This window comes from Streptomyces sp. NPDC037083 (assembly GCF_055606485.1).
In genome coordinates this window covers 72331-89506 of sequence record NZ_JBVJSQ010000005.1, presented here as the reverse complement: position 1 = coordinate 89506, position 17176 = coordinate 72331, and the positions used below count along the sequence as shown (strand labels likewise).

Sequence of the window (17176 nt, the reverse complement as noted above, 5' to 3'; positions counted from 1 at the left end):
AGACAGGCATGGAAACAGCCCCGCCGACCACCCCGCGCACCGAGCCCACCGACGCGGACGTCGAGGCCTTCAAGCAGCAGCTCGGACGCCCGCCGCGCGGACTGCGCGCGATCGCGCACCGCTGCCCGTGCGGACAGCCGGACGTCGTCGAGACGGCCCCGCGCCTGCCCGACGGCACGCCGTTCCCGACCCTGTACTACCTGACGTGCCCGAAGGCCAACTCGGCGATCGGCACGCTGGAGGCGAACGGCGTGATGAAGGAGATGACGGAGCGGCTGCAGGCCGATCCGGAGCTCGCCGCCTCCTACCGCGCCGCGCACGAGGACTACGTCCGGCGCCGGGACGAGATCGAGGAGCTGAAGAACTTCCCCAGCGCGGGCGGCATGCCGGACCGCGTGAAGTGCCTGCACGTCCTCGTGGCGCACTCCCTGGCCGCCGGTCCGGGCGTGAACCCGCTCGGCGACGAGGCGCTGGCGATGCTCCCGGAGTGGTGGCGCAAGGGCACCTGCGTGACGCCCGCCGCCGACCCCACGGCGGAGGACGCCCGATGACCCGCGTCGCCGCCGTGGACTGCGGCACGAACTCCATCCGGCTCCTCGTCGCCGACGCCGACCCCGTGACCGGCGCACTCGTCGACCTGGAGCGCCGGATGACGATCGTCCGGCTCGGGCAGGGCGTCGACCGCACCGGCCGGCTCGCCCCCGAGGCGCTGGAGCGGACCTTCGCCGCCTGCCGCGAGTACGCGGCCGTCATCAAGGAGCACGGTGCGGAGCGGCTGCGCTTCGTCGCCACCTCCGCCTCCCGGGACGCCGAGAACCGGGACGAGTTCGTACGCGGCGTGCTGGACATCCTGGGCGTCGAGCCCGAGGTCATCACCGGCGAGCAGGAGGCCGAGTTCTCCTTCACGGGAGCCACCCGCGAGCTGGCCGGCCGCACGGACCTGACCAAGCCGTACCTGGTGGTCGACATCGGGGGCGGCTCGACCGAGTTCGTCGTCGGCGACGACCGGGTGCGCGCCGCTCGCTCCGTCGACGTGGGCTGCGTGCGGATGACCGAACGGCACCTGGTCGTGGACGGGGCGGTCACCGACCCGCCCTCCGAGCGGCAGATCGCGGCGATGCGCGCCGACATCGAGGCCGCTCTCGACCTCGCCGAGCGGACGGTCCCGCTGCGCGAGGCGCACACCCTGGTCGGCCTGGCCGGCTCGGTCACGACCGTGTCGGCGATCGCGCAGCGCCTCCCCGAGTACGACTCGGCCGCCATCCACCACTCGCGCGTCTCGTACGACCGGGTCCGCGAGATCACCGAGCGGCTGCTGCGCTCCACCCACGCCGAGCGCGCGGCGATCGGCGCGATGCACCCGGGGCGGGTGGACGTGATCGGGGCGGGCGCGCTCGTCCTGCTGGCGATCATGGAGCGGATCGGTGCGCAGGAGGTCGTCGTGAGCGAGCACGACATCCTCGACGGCATCGCGTGGTCGGTCGCGTAGCGGCTGCCCGACCGTTCCGGCGACCCGCTGTTTGCACTCTGCTGAGCAGGCAGGATGCCCGGATGAGCACACCCGAGGGGCCCTTCGTGGCCCCTCGGACGCGTTCTCGGGACACCCCGTCGGAAAAGTTCGTGAAGTTCTTCACAAGGAATTCGGCCCTGTCGGAGGACGAAGGTGGCCCGGTTGACCCTTCCGGGGGCTGAACGGCCGTGTGAACGTGTTCAAAACAGGCGGGCGCGGACGTTTCGAGAGAGGCTCGGGAGGGTGTGCCACGGGGCCCTCACGGAGGCCTCTCCGGCCCGGAGAGGCAGCTCACGCGGCATTGACAACGCCACGCCCTACACGCTGGTTCCCGTCTCGCGCCATGACGTGGATCACGCGGGCCGCGGAGGATAGCACACACCCTCGGCAAGCTTGTGAAGGGGCGCACGAGCGACCCCCCTCGAGCGGGTGGATACTCGATGGCATGAGCACCACGGAGCGTCCCAGGATCCTCGTAGTAGGCGGTGGGTACGTAGGCCTGTACGCAGCTCGGCGCATCCTCAAGAAGATGCGCTACGGCGAGGCGACCGTCACGGTCGTCGACCCCCGGTCGTACATGACCTACCAGCCCTTCCTCCCCGAAACCGCCGCCGGCAACATCTCCCCGCGCCACGTCGTCGTCCCGCTGCGACGCGTGCTGCCCAAGGCGGAGGTTCTCACCGGCCGGGTCACCACCATCGACCAGGACCGCAAGGTCGCCACGATCGCCCCGCTGGTGGGCGAGGCGTACGAGCTGCCCTTCGACTACCTGGTGATCGCGCTCGGCGCGGTCTCCCGTACCTTCCCGATCCCCGGCCTCGCCGAGCAGGGCATCGGCATGAAGGGCGTCGAGGAGGCCATCGGCCTGCGCAACCACGTCCTCGAGCAGCTCGACAAGGCCGACTCCACCACCGACGAGGAGATCCGCCGCAAGGCGCTCACCTTCGTCTTCATCGGCGGCGGCTTCGCCGGCGCGGAGACCATCGGTGAGGTCGAGGACCTGGCCCGCGACGCGGCCAAGTACTACAAGACCGTCTCCCGCGAGGACATGCGCTTCATCCTCGTCGACGCCGCGGACAAGATCCTGCCCGAGGTCGGCCCCAAGCTCGGCCAGTACGGCAAGGAGCACCTGGAGAGCCGGGGCGTGGAGATCTACCTCTCCACCTCCATGGACTCCTGCGTCGACGGTCACGTCGTCCTGAAGAACGGGCTGGAGGTCGACTCCAGCACGATCGTGTGGACGGCCGGCGTCAAGCCCAACCCGGTTCTCGGCCGCTACGGCCTCCCGCTCGGCCCGCGCGGTCACGTCGACACCGCGGCCACGCTCCAGGTCCAGGGCACCGACTACATCTGGGCCGCCGGCGACAACGCCCAGGTCCCCGACGTCGCGGCCCGCAAGGCCGGCGTCGAGAACGCCTGGTGCCCGCCGAACGCGCAGCACGCGCTGCGTCAGGCGAAGGTCCTCGGCGACAACGTGATCTCCGGCATGCGGGGCTTCCCGCAGAAGGAGTACGCGCACTCCAACAAGGGTGCGGTGGCGGGCCTCGGCCTCCACAAGGGCGTCGCGATGATCGTCATGGGCAAGATGAAGATCAAGCTCAAGGGCCGTCTCGCCTGGTACATGCACCGTGGCTACCACGGCATGGCGATGCCGACCTGGAACCGCAAGATCCGCGTCTTCGCCGACTGGACCCTCGGCATGTTCCTCAAGCGCGAGGTCGTGGCGCTGGGCGCGCTGGAGTCCCCGCGCGAGGAGTTCTACGAGGCCGCGAAGCCGGCGCCGGTCGCCCCGAAGCCGGCCGCCGAGAAGACCGAGAACGAGAAGGCCAAGGCCTCCTGACCTCCGGTCACCCGACCTGCGGCCGCACGGCCCGAGGTCACTGAAACACCCCCGAAGGGGCCGTCCGCCATCCGTGGTGCGGACGGCCCCTTCGGCGTCCCCCGCCCGGGCCGCGGCCTCACCGGCCCCGACGGGTGCCGTGGGCAGGTATTTTGCCCAGCCGTGACGGCCCCGCGGGACTGGACTCCGTGCCCCTTCGTGTTTACGTGGTGACAGGGCATTCCGGGATCACCGTCACGGAGGTGTGCATCATGGCTGACGCCGCGCCGCGGCTCCATGAACTCGTCGAACAGTTGCTGGGAGCCCCGCTCCCGGTGCGTGTCCGGACGTGGGACGGTTCGCAGGCGGGCCCGCCCGACGCGCCGGCCCTCGTCGTGCGCAACCGAAGGGCCCTGCGCCGTCTCCTCTTCAAGCCCGGCGAACTGGGCCTGGCCCGCGCCTGGGTGGCCGGCGACCTGGACGTCGAGGGTGACCTGTACATCGCGCTCGACCTGCTCTCCGGGCTGTTCTGGGAGCGGGGCGAGGACGCCCGCACGCTCGCCCAGGCCCTGCGCGACCCCGAGTTCCGCACGGCCGTCCGCGGCCTGCTGAGACTCGCCGGCCCGCCCCTGCCGCCCGCCCCGCCGCGCGAGGAGATCCGCCGGACCGGACACCTGCACACCCGGCGCACCGACAGACGCGCCATCAGCCACCACTACGACGTCGGCAACGACTTCTACGAACTCGTCCTCGGCCCGTCCATGGTGTACTCCTGCGCCTACTGGGAGTCCGCGGACGGCACCCTGGAGCTCGCCCAGCGCGACAAGCTCGAACTCGTCTGCCGCAAACTCGATCTGACGCCCGGTCAGCGGCTGCTGGACGTCGGCTGCGGCTGGGGCTCGCTGGCCGTCCACGCCGCCCGCGAGCACGGCGCGCACGTCGTCGGGATCACCCTCTCCCAGGAGCAGGCGGCCTACGCCCGTAAGCGGGTCGCCGACGCCGGCCTCACCGACAAGGTCGAGATCCGCGTCCAGGACTACCGGGACGTCGCCGACGGCCCGTTCGACGCGATCTCCTCCATCGGCATGGCCGAACACGTCGGCTCCGGGAGGTACCTGGAGTACGCGCACGCCCTGTTCCTGCTTCTGGAGCCGGGGGGCCGGCTGCTCAACCACCAGATCGCGCGCCGCCCGCAGCGCGACGAGTCCACATACGACGTGGACGCGTTCATCGACGCCTATGTCTTCCCGGACGGCGAACTCGCCCCCGTGGGCACCACGGTCGGCCATCTCGAACGCGCCGGCTTCGAGGTCCGCGACGTGGAGTCGATCCGCGAGCACTACGGCCTCACCCTGCGCCGCTGGGTGGCCCGCCTGGAGGACGGCTGGGACCGGGCCGTCCGGCTGACCAGCCCCGGCCGCGCCCGGGTCTGGCGGCTCTACATGGCCGCCTCCGCCGTCGCCTTCGAACGCAACCGCATCGGCGTCAACCAGGTCCTGGCCGTGCGGACGTCCGGGTCGGGCGACTCCGGGATGCCGTTGCGCGCCCGCACCTGGAACTGAAACGGCACGAGCGAGGGGCCCGGCGCCGTCCCCACGGCGCCGGGCCCCTCGCTCGTGCTCTCTCCCCGCCGCTACTCCGACTTGATCGCCGCCAGCATGTTCAGGCGCGAGGCCCGACGGGCCGGCCACAGCGCCGCCAGGATGCCCACCCCGGCGGCCAGCACCAGGAAGACGGCCATCCGGGCCCACGGCAGGACCAGTTCGTACGTCGGCATGCTGGTGCCGAGCAGTTCGCCGGCCGCCCAGCCGAAGAACACGCCCAGGCCGATGCCCAGCACCCCGCCGAAGAGCGAGATCACCAGCGACTCCAGCCGGACCATCCGCTTGACCGAGCGCCGGTCCAGGCCGATGGCCCGCAGCATGCCGATCTCCTGGGACCGCTCGAAGACGGACATCGCGAGGGTGTTGATGACGCCGAGGACGGCGACGATCACGGCCATCGCGAGCAGCCCGTAGAGCATGTTCAGCATCAGCGTGAACATCTTCGCGACCTCGTTGGAGAGGTCCTCCTTGCTCTGGACCTTGATGGCCGGGTTGGAGCCGAGGGCCTTCTCCAGCCGGTCCTTCATGCCGTCCGAGGCCCCGCCCGACGTCTTGACCAGGACCTGCATGTCCGTCGGGTCCGTCAGATGCGGGGTGAGAGCGGCGTTGTCCAGCAGGATGCCCTCGATCAGCTCGTTGCCCTGGTAGACCCCGGCGACCGTCAGCCGCTGCTTCCCGCCGTCCTCGTAGTGCACCGTGAAGACCGAACCGGCCTTCCAGCCGTGGGACTCGGCGGTCGCGTCGTCGACGACGACCTGCCCGCCGGCCACCTTGAACGCGCCGTCCTGGACCGTGAGGTCGGTCAGCTCGCCGAAGGCCGAGCCGGTGACGCCGGTGAGGTACTCGGTCGTGCCGTCGATCCGGCCGGGCGCGTTGCGCATCGGGCTGGTGGCGGTCACGCCGTCGGCGGACTTCAGCTTCTCGTCGATGCCGGCGGCGAGCCCGTTGCCGTTCGCCATCGACACGACGTAGTCGGCCCTGATCGCGGAGGAGGCCATCTTGTCGATGGACTTCTGCAGGCTGCCCGCCATCACCGTCATGCCGGTGACCAGGGTCAGCCCGATCATCAGCGCGGACGCCGTGGCCGCCGTGCGGCGGGGGTTGCGCACCGAGTTCTGGCGGGCCAGCTTGCCGGACACCCCGAAGATCCGCAGGGCCGGAGCGGCGGCCGCGACCAGCGGGCGGGACAGCAGCGGGGTCAGGATGAAGACGCCGATGATGAGCAGGACCGCGCCGATGCCCATGGGGGCCTGGCCGTCGGAGCCGCTCATCGTCGTCGCGGCCAGGACCACGGCGACGCCCGCCGCCGAGAACAGCGCGCCCAGCGTGTTGCGCAGCACCAGCGACTTGGTGGACGCGGTGGCGTGCACGCTGCTCATCGCGGCGACCGGCGGGATCTTCGCGGCCCGGCGCCCGGGCAGCCAGGCCGCCAGCATGGTGATGACGACGCCGACGAGGAGGGCCGCGCCGACCGTGCCGGGCGAGACGACGAGCGGCCCGTCCGGCACGGTCGCGCCGAGCGCCCCCAGCAGCGAGCGCAGGCCGGCCCCGATGCCGATGCCGGCGACCAGGCCCGTCACCCCGGCGACCGTTCCGACCACGAACGCCTCGATCAGCACCGATCGCGTGACCTGCCGGCGCGAGGCGCCCACGGCCCGCAGCAGTGCGAGCTCCTTGGTGCGCTGGGCGACCAGCATGGTGAAGGTGTTGGCGATGATGAAGGTGCCGACGAACAGCGCGATGCCGGCGAAGACCAGCAGGCCCTGCTTCAGCCCGCTCATCGAGGCGGAGATCGCCTCGGCCTGGTCGGCGGCGAGCTGCTCGCCGGTGGTGGTCTCGACCTGGTCCTTCGGCAGGGCGGCGTCCAGCGCGGACTTCAGGGCGCCCTGCGAGGTGCCGGCGGCCGCCTTCACGTCGATCTCGTCGTAGGCGCCGGCCTTGCCGAAGAGCTTCTGCGCGGTGGCCGTGTCGAACAGGGCGAGGCTGCCGCCCGCGGCGACGTTGCCGTCGTCGGTGGTGAAGACGCCGGTGACCTTCGGGGTGAGGACCGGCCCGTCGACGGAGATCCGGACGGTGTCGCCGACCTTGTACCCGGCCCGCTCGGCGGTCCTGGAGTCGATGACGACCTCGTCCTCGCCCTTCGGGGCGTGCCCGCCGACGAGCGGGTACCGGGCGTCCTCGGCACCCCAGTAGTTGCCGCCCTGCGACTGGAAGCCGCCGCCGACGAGCTTGCCGTCCTTGTCGGCGATGGCGGTGAAGCCGGTGACGACGCCGACGGCGGACGCGGCGCCCGGAACCTTCGCGCTGCGCTCCAGCAGGGCCTGGGTCAGCTCGGGCGTCTTGACGATGCGGTCGCCGACGTCCGGCTGGGACTCGGCGGTGACGGCGACGTCGACCTGGTCGAAGCCCTTGGCGGAACTCTTCTGCAGCGCGTCGGAGAGGGTGTTGGTGAAGACCAGGGTCCCCGACACGAAGGCCACGCCGAGCATCACGGCGAGCACGGTCATCAGGAGCCGGGCCTTGTGCGCGAGCACGTTGCGCAAGGCGGTACGGAACATGGGTGTTGTCTTCTCAGTCCTGCTCGTCGGCGAGCGGTCGGTCCCGGTCGGGGATCAGCTGGTGCGGCCCTTGGTGTCGAAGCGCTTCATGCGGTCGAGCACCGATTCGGCCGTCGGCCCGTACACCTCGTCGACGATCCGTCCGTCCGCGAGGAAGATCACCCGGTCCGCGTAGGCGGCGGCCACCGGGTCGTGGGTCACCATCACCACCGTCTGCCCCAGCTCCCGCACCGAGTTGCGCAGGAAGCCCAGCACCTCGGCGCCCGAGCGCGAGTCGAGGTTGCCGGTCGGCTCGTCGCCGAAGATGATGTCCGGCCGCGAGGCCAGGGCGCGGGCGACGGCGACCCGCTGCTGCTGACCGCCGGAGAGCTGCGAGGGCCGGTGGCTGAGCCGGTCGGCGAGCCCCACCATCCGGATGACCTTGTCCAGCCACTCCTTGTCCGGCTTGCGGCCCGCGATGTCCATCGGGAGGGTGATGTTCTCGAGCGCCGTCAGCGTCGGCAGCAGGTTGAACGCCTGGAAGATGAAGCCGATCTTGTCCCGGCGCAACCTGGTGAGCTGCTTGTCCTTCAGCGAGCCGAGCTCGGTGTCGCCGATGCGCACGGAGCCGGACGAGAAGTTGTCCAAGCCCGCCACGCAGTGCATCAGCGTGGACTTGCCGGAGCCGGAGGGCCCCATGATCGCGGTGAACTCGGCCTGCCGGAAGTCGACCGAGACCCGGTCCAGGGCGACCACCTGGGTCTCGCCCTGTCCGTAGATCTTCGACAGGTCCGTGGCACGGGCGGCCGCTGTGGTGGTCCGGTCGGCGAGGGGGCTGGTGGTCACGGAGTGGTGCTCCTGTCGGGACGGCGATGGGTTCCTCGGGGACGTGAACCATCGTCCCGGCCGTCCGCCGCCCTGTAGTCAGCCGCTGTTCCGGTTCTGAAGGCAGACTCGGGACGGACCAGGAGCCGCCGTGTCATACCTGGGGATGACCCGCGCCCCTGAGACACGGTTCGTCAAGAACCGGTGGAGCAACCTCGTTCGGACGGTGAAATTCCGTCATTCCGCATACACAAGCGGTTGCCACGCGCCACGCTACTGGCAAGTGCGGATGGCCTGTTCCAGGTGCTGATGCACCCTCAGACGTCAATAAAATAAGACAACATCGGGTCTGGCCGTCCGCTGATCGGGGGACGGATCCCGATAGGGTCGGAAGCTCAAGCGGAGCCCTAGGCCTGCCCAGATGGTGGAATGCAGACACGGCGAGCTTAAACCTCGCTGCCCCTTCGTGGGCGTGCCGGTTCAAGTCCGGCTCTGGGCACTTCCGACGTCTCGGCGATCGCTGCATCCTCCATTGAGGCAATGGCCGTCGCGCCGTCCGTCCTTCCCCGTCCGTCCCGACCGTTGACACCGGTCGAACGCGGGCGCAGACTCGCGTCAGGCAGTAGTGAAGAAAACTTCACCCTGCGAACACACTGTCTGAAGGGAACGCCCGATGCGCACCACTGTCGGCATCGTCGGCGCCGGCCCCGCCGGCCTCCTCCTCGCCCGCCTGCTCCACGACGCCGGCATCGACTCCGTCGTGCTGGAGAGCCGCGACCGGGCCTACGTCGAGCACCGCCAGCGCGCCGGGATCCTGGAGCAGGGCACGGTGGACGTACTGCGCGCGGCCGGCGCCGGGGAGCGCATGGACCGCGAGGGACTGCGCCACGACGGCATAGAGCTGCGGTACGCGAAGCGGCGGCACCGCGTCGACTTCCCCGCCCTCACCGGCGGCCGGTCGGTGATGGTCTACGCCCAGACCGAGGTGTGCAAGGACCTCATCGCCCTCCAGCTCGAGGAGGGCGGCCCGCTGCTGTTCGAGGCGGAGGCGCTGGCCGTCGAGGGGGTCGCCACCGACCGTCCGCGCGTCCGCTTCCGGCACGGGGGCGTCGAGGACGTCCTGGAGTGCGACTACGTCGTGGGCTGCGACGGCTCCTGGGGGGTCGCCCGCAAGGCCGTCCCCGCGGAGCGGACCCGTGTCTTCGAACGGACGTACCCCTTCGGCTGGCTCGGCATCCTCGCCGACGTGCCGCCCTCGCACGACGAGCTCGTCTACGCCCGCCACGACCGCGGCTTCGCCCTGCTCTCGATGCGCTCGCCGTCCGTCTCCCGGCTCTACCTCCAGGTGCCCGCGGGCACCGACGCCGAGAGCTGGGGCGACGAGGAGATCTGGGACGAGCTGGAGCGCAGGTTCGAGACGGACGACGACTGGGAGCTGCGGCGCGGTCCGATCACCCAGAAGTCGGTCACGCCCATGCGCTCGTTCGTGCAGGAGCCCATGCGGTACGGCCGCCTCTTCCTCGCCGGGGACGCGGCCCACATCGTGCCGCCGACCGGGGCGAAGGGTCTCAACCTCGCGGTCGGGGACGTCGTCACCTTCGCGCGGGCGCTCGCGCACCAGCGGGAGACGGGATCCTCCCGCCTCCTGGACGCCTACTCCGAGACCTGTCTGCGGCGCGTGTGGCAGGCGGAGCGGTTCTCGTACGACATGACGACGCTGCTGCATCCGGCGCCCGACGCCACCCCGTTCGAGGACCGCCTCCAGCTCGCCCGGCTGGAGCGGATCACCTCCTCGCGGGCCGCCGAGACCGACCTCGCCGAGGCGTACACCGGCTTCCTGTTCGATTGATCGAACAGCGGGTTCGTCCGGTCTCCGTGGGGTACCGGCCATGTCGCGGCTTGGTCATGATCAGGCCCCTTCCGTGGCGGGAATCGCTACGCCGCGTAGCGTGTTGCGCAGCAGGAAGAGGGAAAGATCCTCCCCAAGCACTAGGGTCAATCCTTTGCCTACCTATTACCCTTGAGCCAAGGCCGCGCAGTGTGGCCATGGAGGAGTGCAATGAGGAGCAGAAACCCGGTCTTCTCGCGACGGGGGTTCAGCCGCGACAACGGCTACGCGGGCTTCAACGCCGCGCCGCAGGCCGGGGGACCCGCAGTCGGCACGCAGCAGGGCAACCCGTACGCCCAGCAGGCCGGCAACCCGTACGCGCAGAACCCCTACGCGCAGAACCCTTACGCCCAGCAGGACCTGCAGCACGGCGCCCCGCCGCAGGCCCCGGCCGCCACCGGCCGGATGACCATGGACGACGTCGTCGCGCGCACCGCGACCACGCTCGGCGCCGTGGTCGTCACGGCGATCCTGTCGTGGCTGCTGCTGCCGGTCGACGAGGCCAACATCGGCAAGTCGTACGGCATCGCCGTCGGCGCCGGCCTGGTCGCCATGGTGCTGGCCCTGGTCCAGTCGTTCAAGCGCCGCCCCGTTCCCGCGCTGATCCTGTCGTACGCCGCCCTCGAGGGCGTCTTCCTCGGCGTGATCTCCAGCGCGGTGTCCACGTACATCGCGGACGGCGTGGTCGCCCAGGCCGTGCTCGGCACCATGGCGGTCTTCGCCGGCGTGCTCGTGGCCTACAAGGCCGGCTGGATCCGCGTCAACCGCCGCTTCTACGGCTTCGTGATGGCCGCCGCGCTCGGCTTCGTGCTGCTGATGGTCGTGAACCTGCTGTTCACGGTCTTCGGCGGCGGTGACGGCCTCGGCTTCCGCAGCGGCGCCCTCGGCGTCGTCTTCGGTGTCATCGGCGTCATCCTCGGCGCCTGCTTCCTCGCCCTGGACTTCAAGCAGGTCGAGGACGGCGTGGCCTACGGCGCCCCGCGCGAGGAGGCCTGGCTCGCCGCCTTCGGCCTCACGATGACGCTCGTGTGGATCTACATGGAGTTCCTGCGACTCCTGTCGATCCTGAACAGCGACTGAGGCGACTGAGCGACTGCACGGCTGAGCGACTGCGCGACGGGCTTCCGGCACGGCGTGGCAGACAGTGGGAAGGGCCCCGGGATCGTGATCCCGGGGCCCTTCCCATGGCCGTGGTGCGGTGTCGTCGCGTGCGCGCTAGAGCAGTTTGCGCGCGGCCCTCCTCAGGTCGTACTCGTGGATGATCGCCTTGGCGTGGCCGTACGCGAGGTTGTGCTCGGCGCGCAGCCAGCTGACCTTCTCCTCGAAGCGGAGAGCGGGGCCTTCGTCGACGGTGCGCAGCCAGTCGGAGACCTCACGACCGGTGCAATGGGGGATGCGGGCCAGTATGTTGCGGTGGGTCTCCTCGGAGAGGACATGGGACATCGGCGCCTCCGGTAGCAAAGGGGATGTAAGCCGGTCCTTCAGGTCACCGTGCCTGAGTGTTCGCCCGTTGGCAACAGTCCCGGTGCGACGCGTAGTCTCGCGGCGTGGTGGATACGACGTCTCTGACCCGTGCGGTGGATCACTTCGCCGATCGTCTGCGTGCCGCTCCGCAGAGCCGGCTCCAAAGAGGCGCGGCCGCGGAGGCGCTGGCGCTGGCCAGGGAGTTGGCCCGGCGGGCGCAGCTCGTCGAGGACCCCGGCGCACCGCCCCGGGAGATGCCCGACGCCGGCATGTTCGCCGCCGCCGACCAAATCACCGTCGCCGTGCACGACTTGGCCCTCGTACTCACGGACGAGGGCCAAGTCGCGGAAGCGGTGGAACTGGTGGCGCAGGCGCAGAAGCGGGCCGGCGTGTGACCGTCACAGGCTCGCTATGACCCGGTCCGCCAGGATGTAGACGTTGTCCGCGCCGCACTGGAACGTCAGCGTGTACGCGCCCGAGATGCCCGAGCCGCCCAGCAGGAACGGGGTCTCGCCCGCGGTGAGGGCCGTGGCGAGGCGTTCGGCGGTCTCGCGGTGGCCCGGCGTCATGCACAGCGTGGTGCCGTCGGCGAAGACGTAGACGTCGAGGGTGCCGAGCGGCCCCGGGCGCACGTCGGTCAGTTCGGTCTGGGACGCGGCGAGTTCCTCGAGGGTGGCCACCGTGCGCTCGTGGTCGTTCACGACGGGTGACTGGACCGGCACGAAGTCGGGGTGCGAGGGGTGGCGGCGGCGGGCGGCGGCCAGCTCCGGGGACTCCCCGGCGAACTCGTCGGCGTCCGCGGTCGGCTCGGACACCGGCTCCAGGCCCACGAAGTCGGCCTGGCGCGGCAGGAACAGCTCGCTGTCCGGCAGACCGAGCAGGGAGGGGGTGTCGGAGGCGTCACGCGCCTCCTGGGCGGCCCAGAACGCGCGCGCCTCGGCAAGCTCCCGCTCCCGCTCCTCCGCGAGCGCCTCGGCGACCGCGGCGCGTATCTCAGCCGCGTCGGCCGTGGTGCGGGCGGCCGGAACGAAGCCGCGCAGGTGCGCGGCCGCGCTCTCGGAGCTGTCGGCGTTCCTGGCGAGCTCGGTGTGCAGGGCGGCGACCTGCCGGCGCAGCTTCATGAGGGTGCGCAGGACTGCGACGCCCACGGCGCCCGTGGCGGCCGTGGTGACCAACAAGGCGATCGGCATGGCGCTCACTGACGTACTCCCGGTTCAAAGTCGACCCCCGACTTCCTACATCAGCTTGAAGGGTGGACTATCCAGCTGTCAGTGCGTAACGTCACGAAACGGACAGGACTTTGGGCCCGGGGTCCGGTGCCGAATGGCGCTGAGCTGCGTAAATCCCTCCGGGGAGGGAGATAGGTCACATCCTGGGGGAGATTGGATCACAAAACGGCCCGGAGTCCAGGGGCATTCCGGACTCCGGGCCGAACGGTCACGGCAGGTGCCGAAGCGGTTACGCACAGGCCCTGTTCGGGACCCGTGCCCGTTCGGTCAGCTCAGGCGCTCGATGACCATCGCCATGCCCTGGCCGCCGCCGACGCACATGGTCTCCAGACCGAACTGCTTGTCGTGGAACTGCAGGGAGTTGATGAGCGTGCCGGTGATCCGGGCGCCCGTCATGCCGAAGGGGTGGCCGACGGCGATGGCGCCGCCGTTGACGTTCAGCTTGTCCAGGTCGATGCCGAGGTCGCGGTAGGAGGGGATCACCTGGGCGGCGAACGCCTCGTTGATCTCGACCAGGTCGATGTCGCCGATGGTGAGACCGGCCCTGCGCAGCGCCTGCTTGCTCGCCTCGACCGGGCCGAGGCCCATGATCTCGGGGGACAGGCCCGAGACGCCGGTCGACACGATCCGGGCGAGCGGGGTGAGACCGAGCTCGCGGGCCTTGGTGTCGCTCATGACGACGACCGCCGCGGCGCCGTCGTTCAGCGGGCAGCAGTTGGCGGCGGTGACCATGCCGTCGGGGCGGAAGGCCGGCTTCAGCCCCTGGACGCCCTCCAGCGTGACGCCGGCGCGCGGACCGTCGTCCTTGCTGACGACCGTGCCGTCGGGAAGCGTCACCGGGGTGATCTCGCGCTCCCAGAAGCCGTTCTTGATGGCTTCCTCGGCGAGGTTCTGCGAGCGGACGCCGAACTCGTCCATGTCCTGACGGGTCACGCCCTTGATGCGTGCGAGGTTCTCGGCGGTCTGGCCCATCGCGATGTAGGCGTCCGGCACGAGGCCGTCCTCGCGCGGGTCGTGCCAGGTCGTGCCCTCCTGCTCCGCGACGGCCGCGGTGCGGGCCTCGGCCTCGGCGAAGAGCGGGTTGTGCGTGTCCGGCAGGCTGTCGGAGTTGCCCTTGGCGAACCGGGAGACCGTCTCGACGCCGGCCGAGATGAAGACGTCGCCCTCGCCGGCCTTGATGGCGTGCAGGGCCATGCGGCTCGTCTGGAGCGACGAGGAACAGTAACGGGTGATCGTGCAGCCGGGGAGGTGGTCCATCCCCATCTGCACGGCCACGATGCGGCCCAGGTTGTTGCCCTGCTCGCCGCCGGGCAGGCCGCAGCCGAGCATCAGGTCGTCGATGTCCCTCGGGTCCAGCTCGGGGACCTTGGCGAGGGCCGCCTGGATGATCGTGGCGGTGAGGTCGTCCGGGCGCAGGTCCTTCAGGGAGCCCTTGAAAGCGCGGCCGATGGGCGAGCGGGCGGTCGAGACGATGACGGCTTCGGGCATCACGGCTCCATTGGCGAGTTTCGTACGGGGGGACGGCTGCTTGGGAAGTTACCCGTACGTATGGCCTGGGTCACGGGGATGGCGGTGTGACCCTGACCGCAATTTACTAAGCGCTTGCTTGGCCCGGTGCGGCTCAGGGCGAGGGGGCGGCGGGCGCCCGCTCCGGTTCCGTCACCCGGCGGCGCCGACGCCTCTTCAGCAGCGCCCACGGCCCCCGCGGCCCCGTCGGCATCGCCGCGGCCACCTCGGTGCCCGCCTCCGACGCCGCCTCCGCGGCCGCCCGGGCCACCGGCAGGAAGCCCTCGCGGCGGGAGACGTCCGGGCGTTCCTCCTCGGCCGGCCACAGGCCGAGGGCCGCGCAGACCGTGGGCAGGACGGCCATCGCCGCCGTCGCGTAGCCCTCCGCCGAGGGGTGGTAGTGGTCGGGCCCGAACAGCTCGCGCGGGTTGGCCTCGAACTCGGGGCCCAGCAGGTCGCCCAGGGACACCGTGCGCCCGCCCTGCTCGACGGTGCCGATCGTCTGGGCCGCCGCCAGCTGGCGCGAGGCCCGGCGTGCCAGCCAGCGCAGCGGCTGCTGGACCGGCTCGATCGTGCCGAGGTCGGGGCAGGTGCCGACGACGACCTCCGCGCCGGCCGTGCGCAGCCGCCGCACCGCCGAGGACAGATGACGCACCGAGCGGGTGGGCGGCATGCGGTGGGTCACGTCGTTCGCGCCGATCATGATCACGCAGATGTCGGGCACCCGATCGGAGTCCTGCAGCACCAGCGCGACCTGCCGGTCGAGGTCGTCGGACTGGGCGCCGGGAAGCGCCACGTTGCGCAGTTCCACGGGCCGCTCCGCGACCGCGGCCAGACCGGAGGCGAGTAACGCGCCCGGAGTCTGACCGGAGCGGTGGACGCCCTGGCCCGCCGCCGTGGAGTCGCCCAGCATCGTCAGGCGCAACGGTTCCTTGCCGGGCCCGGGGGCGTCGTAGGCGGTGCCGTAGCGGCCGTCCGCCTGGGGGACGTGCGGATGCGTCCCGTTGTTCACCTGGCGCCGGGCCAGATGCACCTCCGCCAGCACCAGTCCGGCCACCGCCGCCCCGGCCAGTCCGATGCCGCCGCCGCCGTAGGCCGCGCCGGCCGCGATGCGCCGGGCCACTCTCGCCCTCGACATGCTCGTCATGCTTCGACGCCACCTCCTCGTGTCCGTACACCCACTCCTTGCCCCGTACGGACCGCCGCCCAATCTCGACGAGGAGTGAACCTCCGGAGCGCTGCCGCGAGCCGCGGGCCTGCCCGTACCCTGGCGGAACCACTACGACCACAGTTTTTGCAAGCAACCGGAGACAACGGTGCAATTCCACGACTCGATGATCAGCCTCGTCGGCAACACCCCGCTGGTGAAGCTCAACAGCGTGACCAAGGGCATCCAGGCGACCGTCCTGGCCAAGGTGGAGTACTTCAACCCGGGCGGCTCCGTGAAGGACCGCATCGCCCTGCGCATGATCGAGGCCGCCGAGCAGAGCGGGGCGCTGAAGCCGGGCGGCACGATCGTCGAGCCGACCAGCGGCAACACGGGCGTCGGGCTGGCCATCGTGGCGCAGCAGAAGGGGTACAAGTGCATCTTCGTGTGCCCCGACAAGGTGAGCACCGACAAGATCAACGTGCTGCGGGCGTACGGCGCCGAGGTGGTCGTCTGCCCGACCGCCGTGGACCCCGAGCACCCGGACTCCTACTACAACGTCTCCGACCGGCTGGTGCGGGAGACACCGGGCGCGTGGAAGCCGGACCAGTACTCCAATCCGAACAACCCGCTCTCGCACTATCACTCCACCGGCCCCGAGCTGTGGGAGCAGACGGAGGGGAGGATCACCCACTTCGTCGCGGGCGTCGGCACCGGCGGCACCATCTCCGGCACCGGCCGGTACCTGAAGGACGCCAGCGACGGCCGGGTGCAGGTCGTCGGCGCCGACCCCGAGGGGTCGGTGTACTCCGGCGGGTCCGGGCGGCCGTACCTCGTCGAGGGCGTCGGTGAGGACTTCTGGCCGACCGCCTACGACCGCACCGTCGCCGACGAGATCGTCGCCGTGTCCGACAAGGACTCCTTCCAAATGACCCGCCGGCTGGCCAAGGAGGAGGGCCTGCTGGTGGGCGGCTCCTGCGGGATGGCCGTGGTGGCCGCGCTGCGGGTCGCCGAGCGGCTCGGCCCGGACGACGTGGTCGTCGTGCTCCTGCCCGACAGCGGCCGCGGTTACCTCTCCAAGATCTTCAACGACGAGTGGATGGCCGACTACGGCTTCCTCGAGGACGAGGGACCCAGCGCCCGCGTCGCCGACGTCCTCAGCGACAAGGCGCACGGCGCCATCCCCTCCCTCGTCCACATGCACCCGGACGAGACCGTCGGCCAGGCCATCGAGGTGCTGCGCGAGTACGGCGTCTCGCAGATGCCGATCGTGAAGCCCGGCGCCGGTCACCCGGACGTCATGGCCGCCGAGGTCGTCGGGTCGGTCGTGGAGCGGGAGCTGCTGGACGCCCTGTTCACCCAGCGGGCCTCCCTCGACGACCCGCTGGAGAAGCACATGTCGGCCCCGCTGCCGCAGGTCGGCTCCGGCGAGCCGGTCGGCGACCTGATGTCCGTGCTCGGCACCGCCGACGCGGCGATCGTCCTCGTCGAGGGCAAGCCCACCGGCGTCGTCAGCCGTCAGGACCTGCTGGCCTTCCTGGCCAAGGGCGGGAAGTGACGTCCTGGGGGCGAGGGCCGCGATCTCCGGGAAACGTCCGGTGAACGGCCCGTTCGGGCGCTGAACTTCCGTTTGCCTGCCGAAGGGTG

Annotated in this window: 14 protein-coding genes and 1 tRNA gene; 9 read left to right on the top strand and 6 right to left on the bottom strand. The window is 70.9% G+C overall.

The features are described from left to right. Nucleotides 1–8 precede the first annotated feature (8 nt). The 4 genes from ACZ7DE_RS15175 to ACZ7DE_RS15160 all read left to right on the top strand — a co-directional run bounded on the left by ACZ7DE_RS15175 (nucleotide 9) and on the right by ACZ7DE_RS15160 (nucleotide 4891). Entirely contained in the window at nucleotides 9–551 is a 543-nt protein-coding gene (locus tag ACZ7DE_RS15175) for a DUF501 domain-containing protein (protein WP_470761248.1), read from the top strand. Further along, nucleotides 548–1489 (top strand): Ppx/GppA phosphatase family protein, encoded by a 942-nt coding sequence (locus ACZ7DE_RS15170; RefSeq protein WP_470761246.1) that lies wholly within the window; start codon nucleotides 548–550, stop codon nucleotides 1487–1489. The genes ACZ7DE_RS15175 and ACZ7DE_RS15170 overlap by 4 nt, the downstream gene beginning before the upstream one ends. A 466-nt stretch (nucleotides 1490–1955) precedes the next feature. Further along, nucleotides 1956–3350, top strand: coding sequence for an NAD(P)/FAD-dependent oxidoreductase (locus ACZ7DE_RS15165; protein WP_470761244.1), 1395 nt, complete (start codon nucleotides 1956–1958; stop codon nucleotides 3348–3350). Nucleotides 3351–3601: 251 nt separating this feature from the next. Further along, complete coding sequence (locus ACZ7DE_RS15160; RefSeq protein ID WP_470761242.1) at nucleotides 3602–4891, top strand: class I SAM-dependent methyltransferase; 1290 nt, start codon at nucleotides 3602–3604, stop codon at nucleotides 4889–4891. Nucleotides 4892–4962: 71 nt separating this feature from the next. Here the strand turns inward: ACZ7DE_RS15160 and ACZ7DE_RS15155 are convergent, their stop codons facing one another. Next, complete coding sequence (locus ACZ7DE_RS15155) at nucleotides 4963–7491, bottom strand: ABC transporter permease (protein WP_470761240.1); 2529 nt, start codon at nucleotides 7489–7491, stop codon at nucleotides 4963–4965. Between the two features lie 54 nt (nucleotides 7492–7545). Then, nucleotides 7546–8316 carry an ABC transporter ATP-binding protein gene (locus tag ACZ7DE_RS15150; RefSeq protein ID WP_470761238.1) on the bottom strand — a complete coding sequence of 257 codons (771 nt, stop codon included), beginning with the start codon at nucleotides 8314–8316 and terminating at the stop codon, nucleotides 7546–7548. Nucleotides 8317–8710: 394 nt separating this feature from the next. Here ACZ7DE_RS15150 and ACZ7DE_RS15145 point away from each other — a divergent pair. The 3 genes from ACZ7DE_RS15145 to ACZ7DE_RS15135 all read left to right on the top strand — a co-directional run bounded on the left by ACZ7DE_RS15145 (nucleotide 8711) and on the right by ACZ7DE_RS15135 (nucleotide 11263). Beyond that, nucleotides 8711–8794: transfer RNA gene (locus tag ACZ7DE_RS15145), tRNA-Leu, on the top strand. Between the two features lie 174 nt (nucleotides 8795–8968). Beyond that, nucleotides 8969–10144, top strand: coding sequence for a 4-hydroxybenzoate 3-monooxygenase (locus ACZ7DE_RS15140; RefSeq protein WP_470761236.1), 1176 nt, complete (start codon nucleotides 8969–8971; stop codon nucleotides 10142–10144). A 210-nt stretch (nucleotides 10145–10354) separates the two neighbouring features. Further along, a complete protein-coding gene (locus ACZ7DE_RS15135; RefSeq protein WP_470761234.1) occupies nucleotides 10355–11263 on the top strand; it encodes a Bax inhibitor-1/YccA family protein in 909 nt (302 codons plus the stop codon). Nucleotides 11264–11398: 135 nt separating this feature from the next. Here ACZ7DE_RS15135 and ACZ7DE_RS15130 read toward each other — a convergent pair whose 3' ends face one another. Further along, complete coding sequence (locus ACZ7DE_RS15130; protein ID WP_069768564.1) at nucleotides 11399–11626, bottom strand: DUF4287 domain-containing protein; 228 nt, start codon at nucleotides 11624–11626, stop codon at nucleotides 11399–11401. 104 nt (nucleotides 11627–11730) lie between these two features. Between ACZ7DE_RS15130 and ACZ7DE_RS15125 the strand changes: the two genes are divergently transcribed. Further along, nucleotides 11731–12042 (top strand): hypothetical protein, encoded by a 312-nt coding sequence (locus tag ACZ7DE_RS15125; RefSeq protein ID WP_470761231.1) that lies wholly within the window; start codon nucleotides 11731–11733, stop codon nucleotides 12040–12042. Between the two features lie 3 nt (nucleotides 12043–12045). On the opposite strand, the gene ACZ7DE_RS15120 is transcribed toward ACZ7DE_RS15125, so the two are convergent. From ACZ7DE_RS15120 to ACZ7DE_RS15110, 3 genes are all read right to left on the bottom strand, one after another. Next, complete coding sequence (locus tag ACZ7DE_RS15120; protein ID WP_470762015.1) at nucleotides 12046–12837, bottom strand: hypothetical protein; 792 nt, start codon at nucleotides 12835–12837, stop codon at nucleotides 12046–12048. Nucleotides 12838–13143: 306 nt separating this feature from the next. Beyond that, on the bottom strand, nucleotides 13144–14364 hold the full coding sequence (locus ACZ7DE_RS15115; RefSeq protein ID WP_470761229.1) for an acetyl-CoA C-acetyltransferase: 1221 nt from the start codon (nucleotides 14362–14364) through the stop codon (nucleotides 13144–13146). Nucleotides 14365–14497: 133 nt separating this feature from the next. Further along, nucleotides 14498–15529, bottom strand: coding sequence for an SGNH/GDSL hydrolase family protein (locus tag ACZ7DE_RS15110; RefSeq protein WP_470761227.1), 1032 nt, complete (start codon nucleotides 15527–15529; stop codon nucleotides 14498–14500). 169 nt (nucleotides 15530–15698) lie between these two features. Here ACZ7DE_RS15110 and ACZ7DE_RS15105 point away from each other — a divergent pair, with 169 nt between their 5' ends. Then, nucleotides 15699–17087 (top strand): cystathionine beta-synthase, encoded by a 1389-nt coding sequence (locus ACZ7DE_RS15105; protein ID WP_470761225.1) that lies wholly within the window; start codon nucleotides 15699–15701, stop codon nucleotides 17085–17087. Nucleotides 17088–17176: the final 89 nt, after the last annotated feature.

Excerpts from the sequence above, each read along its gene's own strand:
- ACZ7DE_RS15175 (WP_470761248.1), top strand. The coding sequence starts at position 9 with ATGGAAACAGCCCCGCCGACCACCCCGCGCACCGAGCCCACCGACGCG.
- ACZ7DE_RS15170 (WP_470761246.1), top strand. The coding sequence starts at position 548 with ATGACCCGCGTCGCCGCCGTGGACTGCGGCACGAACTCCATCCGGCTC.
- ACZ7DE_RS15165 (WP_470761244.1), top strand. The coding sequence starts at position 1,956 with ATGAGCACCACGGAGCGTCCCAGGATCCTCGTAGTAGGCGGTGGGTAC.
- ACZ7DE_RS15160 (WP_470761242.1), top strand. The coding sequence starts at position 3,602 with ATGGCTGACGCCGCGCCGCGGCTCCATGAACTCGTCGAACAGTTGCTG.
- ACZ7DE_RS15155 (WP_470761240.1), bottom strand. The coding sequence starts at position 7,491 with ATGTTCCGTACCGCCTTGCGCAACGTGCTCGCGCACAAGGCCCGGCTC.
- ACZ7DE_RS15140 (WP_470761236.1), top strand. The coding sequence starts at position 8,969 with ATGCGCACCACTGTCGGCATCGTCGGCGCCGGCCCCGCCGGCCTCCTC.
- ACZ7DE_RS15135 (WP_470761234.1), top strand. The coding sequence starts at position 10,355 with ATGAGGAGCAGAAACCCGGTCTTCTCGCGACGGGGGTTCAGCCGCGAC.
- ACZ7DE_RS15130 (WP_069768564.1), bottom strand. The coding sequence starts at position 11,626 with ATGTCCCATGTCCTCTCCGAGGAGACCCACCGCAACATACTGGCCCGC.
- ACZ7DE_RS15120 (WP_470762015.1), bottom strand. The coding sequence starts at position 12,837 with ATGCCGATCGCCTTGTTGGTCACCACGGCCGCCACGGGCGCCGTGGGC.
- ACZ7DE_RS15115 (WP_470761229.1), bottom strand. The coding sequence starts at position 14,364 with ATGCCCGAAGCCGTCATCGTCTCGACCGCCCGCTCGCCCATCGGCCGC.
- ACZ7DE_RS15110 (WP_470761227.1), bottom strand. The coding sequence starts at position 15,529 with ATGACGAGCATGTCGAGGGCGAGAGTGGCCCGGCGCATCGCGGCCGGC.